The organism is Niallia sp. HCP3S3_B10 (genome assembly GCF_052064465.1).
Lineage (GTDB): Bacteria > Bacillota > Bacilli > Bacillales > Cytobacillaceae > Niallia > Niallia hominis.
In genome coordinates, this window is record NZ_JBQHVO010000001.1 from 124,119 (window position 1) to 142,751 (window position 18,633).

The 18,633-nt window shown below is 35.8% G+C and carries 18 protein-coding genes and 1 other annotated feature; all 18 genes read left to right on the top strand.

Annotation, left to right across the window (positions count from 1 at the left end; all coding sequences use genetic code 11):
* The first annotated feature begins 64 nt into the window (after positions 1-64).
* The 18 genes from menC to ACTNDN_RS00665 all read left to right on the top strand — a co-directional run bounded on the left by menC (position 65) and on the right by ACTNDN_RS00665 (position 18,631).
* Positions 65-1,186 carry an o-succinylbenzoate synthase gene (gene menC / locus ACTNDN_RS00580; protein WP_031540600.1) on the top strand — a complete coding sequence of 374 codons (1,122 nt, stop codon included), beginning with the start codon at positions 65-67 and terminating at the stop codon, positions 1,184-1,186.
* 22 nt (positions 1,187-1,208) lie between these two features.
* Positions 1,209-1,997: a GNAT family N-acetyltransferase gene (locus ACTNDN_RS00585; RefSeq protein ID WP_035416896.1), complete on the top strand. Its 789-nt coding sequence runs from the start codon at positions 1,209-1,211 to the stop codon at positions 1,995-1,997.
* A 66-nt stretch (positions 1,998-2,063) separates the two neighbouring features.
* Positions 2,064-3,206: a M20 peptidase aminoacylase family protein gene (locus ACTNDN_RS00590; RefSeq protein WP_035416894.1), complete on the top strand. Its 1,143-nt coding sequence runs from the start codon at positions 2,064-2,066 to the stop codon at positions 3,204-3,206.
* A gap of 299 nt (positions 3,207-3,505) precedes the next feature.
* Positions 3,506-4,189: a YczE/YyaS/YitT family protein gene (locus ACTNDN_RS00595; protein ID WP_031540597.1), complete on the top strand. Its 684-nt coding sequence runs from the start codon at positions 3,506-3,508 to the stop codon at positions 4,187-4,189.
* Positions 4,189-4,608, top strand: a complete 420-nt coding sequence (gene cymR, locus ACTNDN_RS00600) for a cysteine metabolism transcriptional regulator CymR (protein WP_031540596.1) — start codon at positions 4,189-4,191, stop codon at positions 4,606-4,608. The genes ACTNDN_RS00595 and cymR overlap by 1 nt, the downstream gene beginning before the upstream one ends.
* Before the next feature lie 138 nt (positions 4,609-4,746).
* Entirely contained in the window at positions 4,747-5,889 is a 1,143-nt protein-coding gene (locus tag ACTNDN_RS00605) for a cysteine desulfurase family protein (RefSeq protein WP_441130436.1), read from the top strand.
* Positions 5,890-5,935: 46 nt separating this feature from the next.
* On the top strand, positions 5,936-7,051 hold the full coding sequence (mnmA, locus tag ACTNDN_RS00610; protein WP_031540594.1) for a tRNA 2-thiouridine(34) synthase MnmA: 1,116 nt from the start codon (positions 5,936-5,938) through the stop codon (positions 7,049-7,051).
* A 168-nt stretch (positions 7,052-7,219) separates the two neighbouring features.
* Complete coding sequence (locus tag ACTNDN_RS00615) at positions 7,220-7,870, top strand: tetratricopeptide repeat protein (RefSeq protein WP_031538867.1); 651 nt, start codon at positions 7,220-7,222, stop codon at positions 7,868-7,870.
* Positions 7,871-7,903: 33 nt separating this feature from the next.
* The gene (recD2, locus tag ACTNDN_RS00620; protein ID WP_251627480.1) at positions 7,904-10,321 is read left to right on the top strand and encodes an SF1B family DNA helicase RecD2; all 2,418 of its coding nucleotides are present in this window, start codon (positions 7,904-7,906) and stop codon (positions 10,319-10,321) included.
* A 259-nt stretch (positions 10,322-10,580) separates the two neighbouring features.
* On the top strand, positions 10,581-10,769 hold the full coding sequence (locus ACTNDN_RS00625) for a hypothetical protein (protein WP_016202904.1): 189 nt from the start codon (positions 10,581-10,583) through the stop codon (positions 10,767-10,769).
* A 56-nt stretch (positions 10,770-10,825) separates the two neighbouring features.
* Positions 10,826-10,957 (top strand): YrzQ family protein, encoded by a 132-nt coding sequence (locus ACTNDN_RS00630; protein ID WP_081836690.1) that lies wholly within the window; start codon positions 10,826-10,828, stop codon positions 10,955-10,957.
* A 129-nt stretch (positions 10,958-11,086) separates the two neighbouring features.
* Positions 11,087-12,166 (top strand): AI-2E family transporter, encoded by a 1,080-nt coding sequence (locus tag ACTNDN_RS00635; RefSeq protein WP_031538870.1) that lies wholly within the window; start codon positions 11,087-11,089, stop codon positions 12,164-12,166.
* A 59-nt stretch (positions 12,167-12,225) separates the two neighbouring features.
* Positions 12,226-12,459 (top strand) — a binding site (T-box leader).
* A gap of 86 nt (positions 12,460-12,545) precedes the next feature.
* A complete protein-coding gene (alaS, locus tag ACTNDN_RS00640) occupies positions 12,546-15,173 on the top strand; it encodes an alanine--tRNA ligase (RefSeq protein WP_441130440.1) in 2,628 nt (875 codons plus the stop codon).
* Between the two features lie 75 nt (positions 15,174-15,248).
* The gene (locus tag ACTNDN_RS00645) at positions 15,249-15,515 is read left to right on the top strand and encodes an IreB family regulatory phosphoprotein (RefSeq protein ID WP_031538876.1); all 267 of its coding nucleotides are present in this window, start codon (positions 15,249-15,251) and stop codon (positions 15,513-15,515) included.
* A gap of 4 nt (positions 15,516-15,519) precedes the next feature.
* Positions 15,520-15,936 carry a Holliday junction resolvase RuvX gene (ruvX, locus tag ACTNDN_RS00650; protein ID WP_031538877.1) on the top strand — a complete coding sequence of 139 codons (417 nt, stop codon included), beginning with the start codon at positions 15,520-15,522 and terminating at the stop codon, positions 15,934-15,936.
* A 13-nt stretch (positions 15,937-15,949) separates the two neighbouring features.
* The gene (locus tag ACTNDN_RS00655; protein WP_031538878.1) at positions 15,950-16,237 is read left to right on the top strand and encodes a DUF1292 domain-containing protein; all 288 of its coding nucleotides are present in this window, start codon (positions 15,950-15,952) and stop codon (positions 16,235-16,237) included.
* Positions 16,238-16,530: 293 nt separating this feature from the next.
* Positions 16,531-17,682 carry an endolytic transglycosylase MltG gene (mltG, locus tag ACTNDN_RS00660; protein WP_031538879.1) on the top strand — a complete coding sequence of 384 codons (1,152 nt, stop codon included), beginning with the start codon at positions 16,531-16,533 and terminating at the stop codon, positions 17,680-17,682.
* Positions 17,683-17,989: 307 nt separating this feature from the next.
* Entirely contained in the window at positions 17,990-18,631 is a 642-nt protein-coding gene (locus ACTNDN_RS00665; protein ID WP_031538880.1) for an O-methyltransferase, read from the top strand.
* Positions 18,632-18,633: the final 2 nt, after the last annotated feature.

Here is an 18,633-nt window from a genome sequence, read left to right on the forward strand (position 1 = left end):
GTACACAAAATTCAAATAACTATTAAAATAGAAGAAAGAGAATAGAAGAGAAGGTCGTGAAAAGGTGAAAATCGATAAAATAGAAGTTCAACATGTAAAAATGCCATTGGTGAGTCCCTTTGAGACAAGCTTTGGGAAACTCTTAGAGAAGGACTTTCTCATTATAAAAATATTTAGTGGCGAGCACATTGGGTATGGGGAGTCTGTTGCTTTGCCAGATCCAACCTATAGTGAAGAAACAACAGGAACTGTTTCCTATATGCTAGATGCATTTCTAATTCCACTATTGTTAAAAGAGGAAATTAATCATCCAGATGATGTTACTAAAAGATTTGCGCCTATTAGACGAAATAATATGGCAAAAGCAGCATTAGAAGGAGCTGTGTGGGATTTATATAGTAAGAAAAAGGGGATTTCTCTTTCAAAAGCACTGGGTGGAGTAAGCTCATCCATTGCTGTAGGAGTAAGTATAGGTATCGAAGAGACGACAGACAAGCTCCTATCAAAAGTGGATCGATTCCTATCGGAAGGCTATAAAAAGATCAAAGTAAAAATTAAGCCAGGATATGACTTAGAGCCATTGACTAAAATTCGGGAAACATTTGGCTACGATATTCCTTTAATGGCTGATGCTAACTCTGCATATACGCTAGCAGATATTGAGCGACTGAAAGAAATGGATCCACTTAAATTAATGATGATTGAACAGCCGTTAGCCTATGATGATATTATTGATCATTCGATATTACAGAGTGAGCTTGCAACCCCTATATGTTTAGATGAAAGTATTCATTCGGTAGAAGATGCACGCAAAGCGATTGAACTAGGAAGCTGTAGAATTATTAACATTAAAATTGGTCGTGTTGGGGGACTGACAGAAGCCAAAAAAATACATGATTTATGTGAAAAACATAGCATTCCAGTTTGGTGTGGAGGGATGCTGGAAGGTGGAATTGGAAGAGCCCACAATATTGCCATTACAACCCTACCTTCTTTCACAATCGCTGGAGACACATCTGCATCTAATCGATATTGGAAAGAAGATATTATTTTTCCAGAGGTTACTTTGTCTAGGCCAGGAGAGATTGATGTTCCGACTGGTGATGGTATTGGTTTTAAGTTGAATAAGGAAGTCATTAATAAATACTTGTTAACTACGAAAGTTTATGAAAGTAAAACCGTATGAGAGATTGGGAGGGAAATGATGGATGCATCCCTATATAATAAGAGAGGTCACCGATAAAAAAGACATACAAAAGGTCGTAGAATTTCAAGATGACATTTGGAACAAAAAGAATACAACGCCTTATCCATTTTTAGTCGCTTCTCTTCATAACGGCGGAATCATCATTGGAGTGTTTTTGAAGGAAGAATTAGTTGGCTTTTGTTATGGGTTTCCTGGATTTTATCAAAATGAAGCCTATCTAGTGTCACATATGATGGCTGTTAAGCAACAAATTCGAGATGGTGGATTAGGCTATAAGATGAAAGTAAAGCAAAAAGAACTAGCATTAAGACAGGGATACAAAAAAATCATATGGACTTTTGATCCATTAGAATCAAGGAATGCCTATCTTAATATTGCAAAACTTGGCGGGATAGTAAAAACCTATTATCCTAATCATTACGGAATAATGAATGATGAATTAAATGGTGGCTTACCTTCTGACAGATTTGTATTAGAATGGGATCTTAAAAAAAGTTCTGTTGATTATGTTCCACTAGAAGAGCAAATTCAATCTTGTGTTTCATGGAAGATGGTTGAAGATATACCTAGCCCCTCCTCGTTAGAAACAATTTCTGAACAAGTTGATTATTATAAGATTCCTGTTCCAAACAATATACATATGATAAAAGAAAGAAACTTTATGATAGCAGAAAAGTGGCGTTTCATACTAAGAGATGCATTTATGCTTCTGTTTAAAAAGGGGTATAAGGTGAAATCATTTCAAACAACAAATAAGTTAGTGAACTATTATATTGTTAGCTCTGTTTAACAAAAAACTTTCATAATTAAGGAATCAATAATAATTGTGTAGTGGAATAACAATAGGAGGGTGAAAATGCGGGAAGAAATAGACCATTGGGTAGACCAACAAAGAGAGAATATATTGGGAATGTATCACTATCTTCATGAAAATGCTGAAATAAGTTGGGAAGAAATAGAAACCACAAAATTTATAAAGGGTGAATTAGAGAAGCTATCGATTCCTTATGAAATATTTGATGATCAGACAGGAATAGTAGGTTCTTTTGGGGATGGAAACGGACCTGTCATAGGTCTTCGCGCAGATATGGATGCTTTATGGCAGCAAGTGAACGGAGAATGGAAAGCAAATCATTCCTGTGGTCATGATGCACACACGACTATTTTAATTTTTACATTAAAATGTTTAAAGGCATTAGGCGTAGAACCAACAGCTAGCATTAAATGCTTTTTTCAGCCAGCAGAAGAGACTGGTGGTGGCGCGATTTCTTTTATCAATAAAGGACTTTTAGAAGATGTGGATTATTTATTAGGGCTACATGTACGACCAATTCAGGAAATGAGATTTGGCGAATGCTCTCCAGCTATTTATCATGGAGCAGCAGCAAGCATTAAAGGGAAAATTTATGGAATGCAGGCACATGCAGCAAGACCTCATTTAGGAATAAATGTGATTGATAGCCTAACAGCAATTAATTTAGCTATTCGTTCCATCCCGTTAAATCCGGTTATTCCGGCATCGGCAAAATTAACATTTGCTCAAGCGGGAGGAAAGAATTTTAATATTATTCCAGATTATGCGGAGTTTGGACTAGATGTTCGAGCACAAACGAATGAGGCAATGGAGGAACTTATTGCTAAACTAGAAAGCGAAATAAGATTAGCTGGAGAAGTAAATGGTGCAAAAGTAGAATTAGAATTATTATCAGAAATGCCTGCAGCAAATCCTAATAAATGGATGGAAGGGATAGTAGCTAAGAGCATTAAAGAGATCCTTGGCGAGAAAGGGTTAGTTAAACCACCGGTGACACCTGGTGGGGAAGATTTTCATTATTATTCGAAAGCAAATAGCCATCTTCAAACAACAATGATTGGCTTAGGAACTGATTTAGAGCCAGGTCTCCATCATCCAGACATGCATTTTCAGTTAAATAGCTTGCTTCATGGAATAAAAATTATGGTTTTATCAGCAATTAGGATAATGGAAGAAAAACAATAACCATTAAGAATTTCTTCTTTTTCAGAGAAGAAATTCTTTCTTTTTCCATGGATGAGGAGATGCCATAACTAAAAATAATAGTAAAGCAGGTTAAATAGAAATACAATAATCCGCTGATTAGATAGAAACGGAAAAAATATGATACCCTATTGAATAGATAGGAAATAAAATAATTATACTGGATATTGAACGGAGACTAGGTTTTCTTCTCAACAATTCATTAGTAAATATGCTATAATGCTTAATGGTAATTAGACAGATAGAAACACATAATATAGGAAAAGTAAAAGGGGCAGCAAATGAAATCTTTAATAAGACAGGATAAACCAGTTGAAAGACTAATCATTTTTATTTTAGGGCTTTTGATTATGTCATTAGGTATTGTTTTAGTTATTACAGCAAATTTAGGATCAGCCCCTTGGGACATTTTAAATATTGGATTGCATATTCAATTTGGCTTAACTATTGGTAGCTGGGCAATTATAGTCGGATTTTTTATATTATTAATTGCAGCCATTCTTTCTAAAAAGTTCCCGCCATTTGGAGCACTATTAAATATGGTGCTAGTAGGAATATTTATTGATTTCTTTTTGCTTCTTCCTATTATGATTACTCCATCGGCACTATTTAACAGATGGATCATGTTTTTAATAGGATTAATCATAATGGGATATGGAATGGGAATCTATATCTCTGCAAAACTTGGGGCAGGCCCAAGAGATAGTTTAATGATTGTCTTGTCTGAAAAATTTGGTGGAAGCATTGCGAAGACTAGATTATTTATGGAAGCCATGGTTTTAATAATAGGATGGATCTTAGGTGGACCGGTTTCATGGGGAACCATTATTTATGCTATCTTAATAGGGAGAATTGCCGGGTGGAGTATTCCACAGTGTACAAAATGGACGGCCTATATATTGAATCGAAACGTGAGAACAGGGAAAAACATTCAACAACCGAAAATGGAGCGGGAGGCAAAATAATGAAGATATCGACTAAAGGAAGATATGGATTAACGATTATGATGGAATTAGCAAAGAAACATGGAGAAGGACCGATTTCTTTAAAGTCCATTGCACAAGCAAATAATCTTTCGGAACATTATTTGGAGCAATTAGTTGCACCATTGCGTAACGCAGGATATGTACGCAGTATTCGCGGAGCTTATGGCGGCTATGTTTTAGGAGATGATCCAAATAAAATAACAGCTGGAGATATTATCCGCATATTAGAAGGACCTATTAGCCCAGTAGAAGGAATTGAAGATGAGGAACCAGCCAAAAAAGCATTATGGATGAAAATCAGAGATGCGGTAAAGGATGTGCTGGATTCAACAACAATTGAAGACCTCGCTAATCACAAAGAAGATGGCAGTACGGATGGTTATATGTTTTATATATAAAAATTTTTTGAAATTATTTTATTTCGATAGTATTTGAAACGTATGGCACGGACTGGTTTTTACATGAACCTGTAAAAACAACAAAATATGTGTAAATAGTGATTACAAAAGATAACTAACTAAATGAAGGTGAATAACTTGGAACATATTTATGTGGATCATGCGGCGACTTCGCCCATGCATCCAAAAGTAATTGACAGAATGTATGAAATCATGAAAGACCAATTTGGAAATCCCTCTAGTATTCACTCTTATGGAAGACAGGCGCGAAATATTTTAGATAATGCAAGAGCAGTAATTGCTTCTAGCATTGGTGCACATGAAAATGAAATTATTTTCACAAGTGGTGGCACAGAGGCTGATAATTACGCAATCTTTGGAATTGCAGAGAGCAAAGAAGCTACAGGAAAACATATTATTACGACAGAAATCGAGCATCACGCTGTATTGCATGCCTGCCAGGAATTAGAGAAAAAAGGCTATGAAATTACTTATCTTCCTGTAAACGAAAATGGAGTAATTGATTTAAATGAATTTCAAAAGGTATTAAGAGAAGATACCATTCTTGTTACTATTATGTATGGCAATAATGAAGTAGGCTCCATTCAGCCAATTAAGGAAATTGGTTTAATGTTAAAAGATCATCCAGCTGTATTTCATACAGATGCTGTACAAGCCTATAGTTTAGAAGAAATTGATGTGAAAGAACAGCATATCGATCTTTTATCTGTATCTTCTCATAAGATTAACGGACCTAAAGGAATAGGGTTTTTATATGTAAGAAACGGTATAAAGCTTAATCCCCAACTATTTGGTGGAGAGCAAGAGAAAAAAAGAAGAGCTGGGACAGAAAATGTACCTTCTGTAGCTGGCTTTCAGCTTGCGGTAGAAATTGCTGAACAGGATAGAGTACAGAAGAGAGAGCAATATAAAAAATATAAGGAAATGCTGATTGAAATCTTAAAGGAAAATAAGATTTCGTTTGAGCAAAACGGATTAGTTGATAATACCCTACCACATGTTTTAAACTTAAGCTTTCCTGGTACAAATGTTGAAGCGATGTTAGTTAATCTAGACTTAGCTGGTGTTGCTGCCTCTAGTGGTTCAGCATGTACGGCTGGATCAATTGAACCATCCCATGTTTTAGTGAGTATGTTTGGAAAAGAATCGGAAAGAACAAAAAATTCGATTCGATTTAGCTTTGGTTTAAATAATACAGAACAACAAATAAAAAAGGTCGGTCATGAGTTAGTTAAAATCATTAACCGTCTGACAAAATAATAACCTTCCCTTCCATGAAAAGGGAAGGGCTGAAGGGGAAATAGAAATGGAAAAAGCACCAAAAGATACACGTGTTGTAGTAGGGATGTCCGGTGGAGTTGACTCGTCTGTTGCAGCACTTCTTTTAAAAGAACAAGGATATGATGTAATCGGAATTTTCATGAAAAACTGGGATGATACAGATGAATTTGGTGTCTGTACAGCTACAGAAGATTACGAAGATGTTATCCGCGTCTGCAATCAACTAGGAATTCCTTATTATGCAGTAAACTTTGAAAAACAATACTGGGATAAAGTATTTACTTATTTCCTAGAAGAGTATAAAGCAGGTAGAACGCCTAACCCTGATGTTATGTGTAATAAAGAAATTAAGTTTAAAGCTTTCTTAGAGCATGCGATGAGTCTTGGGGCAGATTATTTAGCAACAGGACATTACGCACAAGTTGTTAGAGAAGATGGACAAGTGCGCATGCTTAGAGGGAAAGATGATAATAAAGACCAAACGTACTTTTTAAATCAATTAACAGAAGAACAATTAAGCAAAGTAATGTTTCCTATTGGTGGAATGGAAAAATCAAAGGTTCGCGAACTTGCTGCTAAAGCAAATCTTGCAACTGCTACGAAAAAAGACAGTACAGGTATTTGCTTTATCGGAGAACGTAATTTTAAAGAATTCTTAAGTGGATATCTTCCTGCTCAAAAAGGGAATATGGAAACAATGGATGGAGAAATAGTTGGCCGCCATGATGGACTTATGTATTATACAATTGGGCAAAGACATGGTTTAGGCATTGGTGGAAGTGGAGATCCTTGGTTTGTAATCGGCAAGGATTTACAACGAAATGTCCTATATGTTGGACAAGGATTCCATCATGAATTACTTTATTCTGACAGCATTATTGCAACGAATGTTAGCTGGGTATCGAACGATAGAATTGGTACATCTTTTGAATGTACAGCTAAATTCCGTTACCGTCAGCCAGACAATAAAGTGACGGTTGAGGTTATCGATGAAAAAACGGTGAAAGTTATTTTCCATGAACCAATTCGTGCTGTAACTCCAGGACAAGCAGTCGTATTCTATCAAGGAGAAGAATGCTTAGGTGGCGGAACGATTGATAAAGTGTTCCGAGATAGTGAAAGATTAACATATGTTGGGTAATAATAGGTGTCGGCTAATAATAGTTAGTCGGCAGTTATTTTAGAAAAGTCAAAGGAAGCTAGCAATATCCACTGCTTTAAGGATATTTGCTAGTTTCTTTTGGCTGTTGTTTAACCGAATTTTATTTAAAAATATGCTATACTACCAATAAGAAATGGAGTGTTTAAGATGGATAATAGTCAATTAGGAATACAATATATGCAAGAGGGAAAATGGGAGGAAGCAGCAAAGTTTTTTATGGACGAAATAGAGAAAAATCCCCAAAATGCTGTTTCTTATGTGAATTTTGGAAATGTCTTATCAGCTTTAGGAGATGACACAAGAGCATTGTCCTTTTATCAAAAGGCGATTGAAATAGATGATACTACTGCTGCAGCTTATTATAGTGCAGGCGCAGTTTACTATGAGAAAGAAGATTTGGAATCTGCTAAAACAATGTTTGAACAAGCACTAGCAAAGGGATTAGAAACAAGTGATAATTTCTTTATGCTAGGATTAACATATGTTGGTTTAGAAAAGGGGAAGCTTGCTATTCCTTATTTTCAACGTGCAGTTGAATTAAATAATCAAGATGCTGAGGCTTATTTCCAATTAGGTCTTTGCCTAGCACAAAGTGAATATATCGATGAGGCAATCACGCAATTTCAAGCATGTATTTCATTAGATGCTACTCACGCTGATGCATACTATAATTTAGGGGTTGCATATGGTTTTAAAGAAGAGTCAGAGAAAGCAAAAGAAATGTTTGATAAGGCTCTAGAAATTCAGCCAGATCATCTTCTTGCTGGCTATGGGAAGCAAATAATAGAAGGAAAATAATTTTCAAAGTAAAAAGTGAAAGGGGGATGACAGTTGAACGAGCAAAATTCTTTGGATCTTTTTGAAAAAGAAAAAAAGTACATAAAGGGACGTCACCTTGTTACTATTTTTCATAATGAACAAAATCTCTATTCTGTTATAAGAATAAGAGTAGACGAAACCAATCATGATTACGATGATAAAGAAGCAGTTATTACAGGCTATTTGCCAAAGATGAATGAGGAAGAAACTTATACATTCTATGGTGATTTTAAAGAGCATCCAAGATTTGGGCTACAGCTGCAAGCAACTTCCTTTCGAAAAGAGATGCCACAGACAAAGCAAGGAATCATCGCATATTTATCCAGCAATCTGTTTAAGGGGATTGGGGAAAAAACTGCTGAAAATATTGTAGAAACATTGGGAGAAGAAGCAATTTCTAAAATTATGAATCAGCCGTCCATTTTGGATACGGTGCCTAAACTTGCTCCAGATAAGGCAAAGGTATTATATGATACGCTAATGAAAAACCAGGGCTTAGAACAAGCAATGGTTTCGCTCAATCAATTTGGATTTGGTCCACAATTATCAATGAAAATTTATCAAGTATATAAAGAAAATACAATAGAAACTGTGCAGACCAATCCTTATAAATTGGTGGAAGATATAGAAGGGATAGGATTTGGTAAAGCGGATGATTTAGGGGCACAAATAGGGATTATAGGAAATCACCCTGACCGATTAAAAGCAGGGTGTTTATATATTTTAGAGTTAAGCAGTAATCAAGAGGGACATGTTTACCTTCATGCTGAACATTTGCTAGAAAAAGTGAAAACACTACTGGAAGAAAATCAAAAAGAGGAGATTGAATTTTCGCAAATAGCAGATCAAATTATCCAGTTGGAAGAAGAAGGGAAAATTATAGTCGAAAATAAGAAAATATATTTGCCTTCCTTATTTTTCTCAGAAAAAGGACTTGTAAGAAATATTAAGCGAGTAATGGAACAGTCGGAGTACAAAGACCAATTTCCAGAGTCGGAATTTCTTCTAGCATTAGGAAATTTGGAGGATCGTATTGGTGTCCAGTATGCCCCATCCCAACGAGAAGCAATTCAAACGGCGTTGATGTCTCCGATGCTTATATTAACAGGGGGTCCTGGTACAGGAAAAACGACAGTAATAAAAGGAATTGTTGAATTGTATGGAGAATTGCATGGCTGTTCTTTGGATCCGAAAGATTATAAAAATGATGAGCCTTATCCTTTTATTCTTGCTGCACCTACCGGTAGAGCAGCAAAGCGGATGGCAGAGTCTACAGGTTTACCGGCAGTTACCATTCATCGCTTATTAGGGTGGAATGGTACAGGTACATTTGAGCGAGATGAGGATCATCCTCTTGAGGGAAAGATTCTCATTGTGGATGAAACGTCGATGGTTGATATATGGTTAGCTCATCAATTATTTAAAGCTTTACCAGAACATATTCAAGTGATAATAGTAGGGGATGAAGACCAGCTTCCATCCGTAGGGCCTGGACAAGTACTAAAGGATTTACTTGATTCAGCTTGCATCCCAACTGTTAAATTGAAAGATATCTATCGCCAAGCAGAAGGCTCTTCGATTATCGAACTGGCTCATGAAATGAAAAAAGGACAGCTGCCAGCCAATTTACTTACACCACAGGGAGATCGCTCCTTTATAAAATGCTCTTCCAATCAGATTCCGCAAGCGATTGAAAAAATTGTTCTAAATGCCAAAAATAAAGGGTTTGCCCCTATGGATATACAAGTATTGGCTCCGATGTATAGAGGACCAGCGGGGATCGATCGATTGAATGCCATATTACAGGAGATATTAAATCCTAATCCTGATGGCACCAGGAAAGAGCTGAAATTTGGAGAGGTTACATACCGAATTGGTGATAAAGTACTTCAGCTTGTCAATCAACCAGAAAGCAATGTTTTTAATGGTGATATGGGGGAAATTGTATCGATTTTTTATGCGAAGGAAAATACAGAAAAACAAGATATGGTTATTGTCTCTTTTGATGGCATAGAAGCGACGTATACGAGACAGGATTTGAATCAAATAACGCTTGCTTACTGTTGTTCTGTCCATAAATCACAAGGAAGCGAGTTTCCAATCGTCATTATGCCAATAGTTAAAAGCTATTATCGGATGTTAAGACGAAATCTCATTTATACGGGCATCACAAGAAGTAAACAATTCTTAATTCTTTGCGGTGAAATAGAAGCGATGGAACTAGGCGTCAGCAGAAATGACGAGTTAAATCGTCAAACGACCTTAAAAGAAAAAATCAAAGAAATGTTTGCAGATGTCTACAAACCAGATGAAAAGGCAGAGCTGTCCACAGAGAATTCTTTTGATTTATTGTACGAAGGCAAAATCAATGAGATTGACCCAATGATCGGCATGGATAATATAACTCCATATGACTTTATGGAAGTATAATGCGGTAAAATGAAATTCCCTCTTTAGGGGATTTTTTTTTGCCAAAGTTTGCCCTACATGTTTTTAACTCGTAAGCGAAAAATAGTAATGTTATTCTTCTTCGAATATTCCAGAACGATTCTAAATTTCCATGAAATAATCGCCAACTCCTAAGAAATTCTGGTATAAATGGATGCTGTTTTGAGCATAATGGGAATGCTTACCTGGAAATTCCTGTGTTTCGGAATTTCATGAAACGAATATAATGAGGTGTTTTCCTATGCTCAAATGTCCAAATTGCCAGAGCAAAGATATTGGAAAAATTGGAATCAATCAATACTACTGCTGGAATTGCTTTATTGAATTATCGCTAACAAAAGGGATTATTCATACACATCAAGTTGAAGAAGATGGTAGTTTAAGTTCTTTAGACGATCTATTTGAAGAAGAAGAGCGTCGATTAAGCTAGGTTCTTCTCAAATTTAGGATTGGCGCTCTCTTCTATTAAAAGGGGTGCATAGTAAAATGGGTAAAGCGATAAACACAGCTCTAGCTATTGGCGCTGGAGTAGCAGCGATAAGCTATATGCAAAAAAATAATATGCTAAGTCAGAAGCAAGTAAAAAGAATGCAAAAAAAAGTAATGAAAATGTTCTAATGTATAGGAGGAAGACTGTAGAGTTGTTCGAAAATCTACAGTCTTTTTTATTGAACGGAAGGATATGGATTAGAAAGTGTATAAAAATTCCTTCTATCTCTCACAATAGTTTAGGAGGGAGGCAAGGAAATGGACATAAGAATAAAATGGTATTACCGATTAGGATTTACATTATTGCTTTTTATTGTGTTATTTGTGTTCATAAAATTATCACCATTATGGTTACCCATTTTAAGTCTTATCACAAAAGTAATTACTCCTTTTATCATTGGAGCATTTATTACCTATTTATTGCATCCTATTGTAGAGATACTTCATAAAAAAGGTTTACATAGAGGATTATCTGTAGCACTTATCTATATGCTTTTTTTCGGTGGAATTGGATATGCCTTGTATAAAGGAATCCCCATTCTTATACAGCAGCTGGAAGAACTGACAGAAAGTGCTCCCAAGCTTGCAGAACAATATAAAGATCTCATTGACTCGATTCAAGATAAAATGGAATCTTGGCCATTTAATATTCAGGAAAGAGTTGACCGAGGAATCAGCATATTTGAAACAAAGATGGAATCCCTTGTGAATAAGGTAATTAATGGGGCGATGGCAATGATCAATTATTCGATTGTCATTATGCTTATTCCATTTATCTCTTTTTACATGCTTAAAGATATTGATGCGGTAAGAAAAGCTTTTAATGGATTAATCCCCAAAAAATGGCGCAATAGTGCTCATGTCTTTTTGGAGGATGTCAACGAATCATTAGGTAGCTATATAAGAGGACAATTATTAGTTTGTACAATTATTGGTGTCATTTCCATGGTACTATTTTGGTTTTTTCATATGAAGTTTGCACTAGTACTAGGAATCATTGTAGGAGTGACAAATGTTATTCCGTATTTTGGACCTATTATTGGTGCGATACCTGCTTTAATTGTAGCAAGTACTGTTTCGGTTAAAATGCTGATTATTGTGGTCATCATCATTATTATTCTGCAGTTTCTTGAAGGAAATATTTTATCCCCTTACATTGTGGGAAAAAGCACCCATATGCATCCACTATTTATTATGTTTGCTCTTCTTTTAGGGGAGGAAATAGGAGGATTGATTGGCATGATTGTTGCTGTTCCGCTATTATCTATAGCTAAAGTAGCAATTATCCATATGAGAAAACACTTTGGGAAAAAAGAGGCGGAAATAAAACGTATATAAATAGACCGATATTGACAATACTGCCTAATAATCAGTATAATTCGAATGAAGCATATATGGATAAAATGATGAAAGAAAAAAGTAGATTATAGACCACTTGTAAAGAGAGGAATTCCCTTTGGCTGAAAGGAGTTCTCAGTGAAGGATAATTGAAAGCTAGTTCTTGAATGCAGCTAATCCCTGCCGTGTTCCGCGTTAAGGACAATTGAGAGATGGATAATATATTTATAGTATCTTCGTATACTTTTATCCATAATCAGGGTGGTACCGCGAGCAATACTTTCGTCCCTGTCCAGGGATGGAAGTTTTTTTTATGCCGAAAAAAGGTTAAACTCTATATTTGCAAAAAAATACATACAGAGAAATAGGAGGAAATGTGATGAAGAATTTAACTGGTGCAGAAATCAGAAGTAAATTTTTGGAATTTTTCCAAAGCAAAGGACATGCAATTGAACCAAGCGCGTCTTTAGTTCCCCATGAAGATCCATCTTTATTATGGATTAATAGTGGAGTTGCTACATTGAAAAAATATTTTGATGGTCGGGTAATTCCAGAAAATCCAAGAATAACAAATGCACAAAAGTCTATCCGAACAAATGATATTGAAAACGTAGGGAAAACAGCTCGTCATCATACATTCTTTGAAATGCTAGGTAATTTTTCGATTGGTGATTATTTTAAAGAAGAAGCGATTGAATGGGCTTGGGAGTTTTTGACTGATGAGAAGTGGATTGGCTTTGACAAAGAAAAATTATCTGTAACCATTCATCCCGAAGATGAAGAAGCATATCTCTTATGGAGAGATAAGATTGGTGTACCAGAAAACCGAATTATTCGTTTAGAAGGGAATTTCTGGGATATTGGAGAAGGTCCAAGTGGCCCTAATACAGAAATTTTCTATGATCGTGGTCCTGAATATGGCGACGATATTAATGATCCAGAATTATACCCAGGTGGAGAGAATGACCGTTATCTAGAGGTTTGGAATCTTGTGTTCTCTGAATTTAACCATAATCCAGATGGCACTTATACTCCACTTCCAAAGAAGAATATAGATACTGGAATGGGCTTGGAGCGTATGGCATCTGTTGTTCAAAATGTTCCTACAAACTTCGATACAGATTTATTTATGCCAATTATACAAGCTACAGAACAATTGGCAAACGCTAAGTATGGAGAGAATGCTTCAAGTGATGAAGCATTTAAAGTAATCGCAGACCATATACGTACGGTTGCTTTTGCGATTGGAGACGGAGCACTTCCATCAAATGAAGGAAGAGGCTATGTTTTAAGAAGATTATTGCGTAGAGCAGTACGTTATGCAAAGAAAATTAACATTAATCGTCCATTTATGTTTGAATTAGTTCAAGTGGTTGCAGAAATCATGGTTGATTATTATCCAACTGTAAAGGAAAAAACACCGTTCATTCAAAAAGTAATGAAAAGTGAAGAAGAACGTTTCCATGAAACATTAAATGAAGGTCTTGCAATCCTTTCTGAAGTAATGGAGAAAGCAAAGGAAAAGGGCGTAATAGCAGGAGAAGATATTTTCCGCTTATATGATACCTATGGTTTCCCAGTTGAACTAACAGAGGAATATGCGGAAGAACAAGGTCTTGGCATTGATCATGAAGGTTTTGAAAGGGAAATGGAAAGTCAGCGTGATCGCGCAAGAAAAGCTCGTCAAGAAGTAGACAGTATGCAAGTTCAAAGTGGTGTTTTAGGGAATATCAAGGTAGAAAGTCAATTTGTTGGCTACGAACAGTGGGAAACAGAAGCAAAAATAGTTGCCTTATTAAAGGATGGAGAAGAAGTGGAGTCAGCAGAAGCTGGTGACGAAATTCAATTTATTTTAGATAAGACTCCATTCTATGCTGAGAGCGGCGGTCAAATTGCTGACAAGGGAATTGTGAAATCAACACATGTAACCATACGGGTAGAAGATGTTCAAAAAGCACCTAATGGTCAAAACTTGCATAGAGGAACGATTGAATCAGGAGCCATTATGGTTAAAGATGAATTAAAGGCTACGGTAGATCGCCAAAATCGTTCCAAAATTGTTAAAAACCATACAGCTACTCATTTATTGCATCAGGCACTAAAGGATGTTTTAGGAACACATGTCAATCAAGCAGGTTCCCTTGTACAACCAGATCGTTTACGTTTTGATTTCTCTCATTTTGGACAAATTACAGCTGAGGAATTAGATGAAATAGAAAAAATCGTTAACGAAAAAATTTGGGAAAGCATCGCGGTACAAATTGATTATAAAAATATTGATGAAGCAAAAGCGATGGGTGCGATGGCTCTATTTGGTGAAAAATATGGTAAAATCGTCCGTGTTGTTCAAGTGGGCTCATATAGCTTAGAACTATGTGGTGGCTGTCATGTAGACAATACTTCAGCAATCGGTTTATTTAAAATTGTATCAGAAGCAGGAATCGGTGCAGGAACTAGACGTATAGAAGCAGTAACTGGACAAGCAGCATATCAACAATTAACAGATCAAATTCATTTATTAAAAGATGCTGCAAATAAATTAAAAACAAGTCCAAAGGATGTTGCTACACGAATTGAAAGTCTTCTTACTGAAGTAAAGCAGTTACAACGTGAAAATGAATCGCTTGCTGCAAAACTAAGTAATATAGAAGCAGGAAATCTTGTAGAAAAAGTAAAAATGGTAAATGGGGTGCCGGTGTTAGCAGCATCAATACCAAATGTTGATATGAATAATTTACGTACAATGGCAGATGAATTAAAACAAAAAATTGGCTCTGTTGTATTAGTTCTTGGAAGTGCTAATGAAGGAAAAGTAAATATCATCGCTGGTGTTACGAAAGATTTAATGGATAAAGGCTATCATGCAGGGAAGATTGTTAAAGAAGTGGCTTCTATTTGCGGCGGCGGCGGTGGCGGTCGTCCAGATATGGCTCAAGCAGGCGGGAAGGATCCATCTAAATTAAAGGATGCCCTAGATTTTGTAGAAGATTATGTGAAATCCGTTTGATATTAGGGACAAGTAGTGTAAAATGTAGATAACTCTTAACAGAAATTGTTCGAAAAGGAAATGGGGTGTTTCAAAATGAGCTCATTCGATAAAACAATGAGATTCAATTTTCCAGAAGAACCATATGAACATGATGTAAAAGAAGTACTTTATCAAGTATATGAAGCACTTCAAGAAAAAGGGTATAATCCGATTAATCAAATAGTTGGTTATCTGCTTTCCGGGGATCCTGCTTATATTCCCCGCCATATGGATGCGCGGAATATCATCAGAAAATTAGAGCGTGATGAAATCATTGAGGAACTTGTGAAGTTTTATTTAAAACAGCAACGAGAGGAATAAACATATGCGAGTAATGGGCTTGGATGTTGGCTCAAAAACAGTTGGAGTAGCTGTTAGTGATGCTTTAGGATGGACAGCACAAGGAATTGAAACGATTCAAATCGATGAAGAAAAAGAACGATTTGGTCTAGAACGCATTGGATCCTTGATTGTTGAGTATGATGTAGGTAAAATAGTGGTTGGACTTCCCAAAAATATGAATGGTAGTATAGGCTTTCGTGGTGAAGCTAGCCAATTGTACGGTAAGCTTTTAGAAGAGCGATTTGAATTGCCAGTTATTTTTTGGGATGAACGACTAACAACAATGGCTGCTGAGAGAATCCTTTTAGAAGCAGATGTTAGTAGGAAAAAACGCAAAAAAGTTATTGATAAAATGGCTGCATCCTTGATCTTGCAAGGGTATTTAGACAGCCAAAAATAATGAGGTGGAAATAATGGAACACGGTGAAACTAATACAATTACAGTTGTAGACGAGCAAGGTAATGAACAATTATGTGAGATTCTGTTTACATTTGAATCGGATGAATTCGGAAAATCATATGTATTATACTATCCTATGGGCGAAGGAGATGACGATGAAGAAATCGATATCCACGCATCTTCTTTCATTCCGAACGAGGAAACAGGAGACGGTGAGCTTTCTCCAATTGAAACTGAAGAAGAATGGGATCTTGTTGAAGAAATGCTTAACACATTCCTTGCAGAACAAGAAGAAGAATAATTTACGGTTAAAAAGAGTCCATTTAGGGCTCTTTTTTTGCTTTGTTCTAAATAAATTGTTACATTTTTGACTATCAGTCTATGTAAATAAATAGAGCGATCCTTCGATTTCAAATCAGCATAATAAACGCCATAGTATCGGAAAATATCTGATGTTAAGTTACTATCCAGCTATGTTAGCCTCCCATCGACAGGTAAATTTTGATAAAAGCTACAAATTTCTTTGCAAAATATAGTATAATAGGTCGAGATATGTAAAAAAGTTTGATTGGTGTGTGTCAAGGAGGGAAAAGGTTGACTAAAAATAAAGACGAAAAGAATGCTTCAAAGAGTAAGAAAGAGTTATTTTTAGCTAATTTAAATCAGAGACAACAAGAAGCGAAATTAGTAAGAAGAATAGTGGCGATCGTTGCCCTTATATTGATTATAATTGTAGCAGTTGTAGGGACTTCTGGTTATTTCTATATAAAATCAGCACTTCAGCCTGTTAGTTCTGACAGTGATAAAGAAATTATTATTGATATTCCAATTGGTTCTGGTGTAAGCACTATTTCTCAATTGCTGGAAGATAATGGACTCGTAAAAAATGCGAAGGTGTTTAAATATTATGTAAAATTTAAGAATGAGTCGAATTTTATGGCAGGGGAGTATCACATGAATCCTTCCATGACGATTCAGGAAATCATTGAAAGCTTAAAAACAGGCAAGATTATGCAGGAGCCAATTTTTACTATGACAATACCTGAAGGCAAACAGCTCAAGGAAATAGCTGCTATTATTGCAGAGAAAACAAATCAAAAAGAAGAAGAAATTTGGAAGCAATTAAATGATGAGACATTTATCAAGGGGTTAATGGCACAGTATCCTGATATTCTGACAACAGAAATTTGGGCGAAAAATATTAAGTATCCACTTGAGGGATATTTATTCCCCGCCACATATTCTTATTATGAAGAAAAACCAACACTAGAATCAATCATCTCTGTCATGCTTGATAAAACAGAAAGTGTCGTAAATGCATATGAAACGGAGATTGCAAGAGATGATTTAACTGTTCATCAATTCTTGACAATGTCCTCTTTAATAGAAGAAGAGGCTACAAAAAATGTGGATCGAAAAAAAATTGCAAGTGTCTTCTATAACCGGATTGAAGAAGGCATGCCTCTGCAAACAGATCCTACTGTCCTCTATGCATTAGGTGAACATAAGGATAGAGTGCTTTATGAAGACCTAGAGGTAGATTCTCCATATAATACCTATCAAAATGTAGGCTTACCGCCTGGCCCAATTGCGAATGCTGGAACGATTTCCATGGAAGCTGCATTACATCCGGAAGAAACCGATTATTTATATTTTCTAGCTTCGAAAGATGGGAAAGTATACTTCTCTAAATCGCTTAATGAGCATAATGAATTGAAAGCTAAATATATTACAGAGAATAATTAAAAAAGAGACTGCAGGCAAAAAAATTGCTGCAGTCTTTTTGTCTAGTTTAATCTATTTTGATTTCCATCCTAGATTGTTCGAAAATTCGTCAAAATTATACGGTGTTTACCTTTGATAACCGAAGATTTATTAGCATTCAACAATATTTTATGATAAAATAGTACAAGTGTTTTTGAGTATATATTAGTCAATTACCCGAATTTCATACACATTTAATGAGTTGTTAGGTTCTTATTCAGAAGCTAACTATTTTTAGGTAGAAGACAAAAAAGGATAGGGCTTTAAGGAAAATAGGAGGGACTCATCCTTGCAAAATAAACAAATCCTGGATTACATTGAACAATTAATTCCAGAAAGAAATGAGCAATTGCGAGAAATAGAAGAGTATGCTCGACAAAATGAAGTTCCAATCATGGAGTTAGTAGGAATAGAAGCATTATTACAATTATTGCGTATTCAACAGCCTAAAAAAATCTTGGAGGTTGGTACAGCAATTGGCTATTCCGCATTAAGAATGGCAGAGGTACTCCCGTTTTCTCAAATATTAACGATTGAAAGAGACGAACACCGGTATTTAGTAGCGAAAGAAAATGTAAAAAAGCTTAAAAAGGAATCACAAATAATCTTATTGCAAGGTGATGCCCTTGAACTCGATTCCGCTGTAGAACATTATGGACCGTTTGATGCCATTTTCATTGATGCAGCAAAAGGACAGTATCAAAAGTTTTTTAATCTATATAGCCAATTTTTATCAGCTGACGGAATCGTATATACAGATAATATACTATTTCATGGCTTAGTTGCAGAAAGGGAGATAGAGAGTAGAAACCTTCGCCAATTAGTACGTAAAATAAGAAATTACAATCAATGGCTAATGGAAAATCAGGAATACCACACAGCGATTTTGCCTGTCGGAGACGGTATTGCAATTAGTAAAAAGAGGGGATAATC

Excerpts from the sequence above, each read along its gene's own strand:
- ACTNDN_RS00585 (WP_035416896.1), top strand. The coding sequence starts at position 1,209 with ATGCATCCCTATATAATAAGAGAGGTCACCGATAAAAAAGACATACAA.
- ACTNDN_RS00590 (WP_035416894.1), top strand. The coding sequence starts at position 2,064 with ATGCGGGAAGAAATAGACCATTGGGTAGACCAACAAAGAGAGAATATA.
- ACTNDN_RS00595 (WP_031540597.1), top strand. The coding sequence starts at position 3,506 with ATGAAATCTTTAATAAGACAGGATAAACCAGTTGAAAGACTAATCATT.
- cymR (WP_031540596.1), top strand. The coding sequence starts at position 4,189 with ATGAAGATATCGACTAAAGGAAGATATGGATTAACGATTATGATGGAA.
- mnmA (WP_031540594.1), top strand. The coding sequence starts at position 5,936 with ATGGAAAAAGCACCAAAAGATACACGTGTTGTAGTAGGGATGTCCGGT.
- ACTNDN_RS00615 (WP_031538867.1), top strand. The coding sequence starts at position 7,220 with ATGGATAATAGTCAATTAGGAATACAATATATGCAAGAGGGAAAATGG.
- ACTNDN_RS00625 (WP_016202904.1), top strand. The coding sequence starts at position 10,581 with ATGCTCAAATGTCCAAATTGCCAGAGCAAAGATATTGGAAAAATTGGA.
- ACTNDN_RS00630 (WP_081836690.1), top strand. The coding sequence starts at position 10,826 with ATGGGTAAAGCGATAAACACAGCTCTAGCTATTGGCGCTGGAGTAGCA.
- ACTNDN_RS00635 (WP_031538870.1), top strand. The coding sequence starts at position 11,087 with ATGGACATAAGAATAAAATGGTATTACCGATTAGGATTTACATTATTG.
- alaS (WP_441130440.1), top strand. The coding sequence starts at position 12,546 with ATGAAGAATTTAACTGGTGCAGAAATCAGAAGTAAATTTTTGGAATTT.
- ACTNDN_RS00645 (WP_031538876.1), top strand. The coding sequence starts at position 15,249 with ATGAGCTCATTCGATAAAACAATGAGATTCAATTTTCCAGAAGAACCA.
- ruvX (WP_031538877.1), top strand. The coding sequence starts at position 15,520 with ATGCGAGTAATGGGCTTGGATGTTGGCTCAAAAACAGTTGGAGTAGCT.
- ACTNDN_RS00655 (WP_031538878.1), top strand. The coding sequence starts at position 15,950 with ATGGAACACGGTGAAACTAATACAATTACAGTTGTAGACGAGCAAGGT.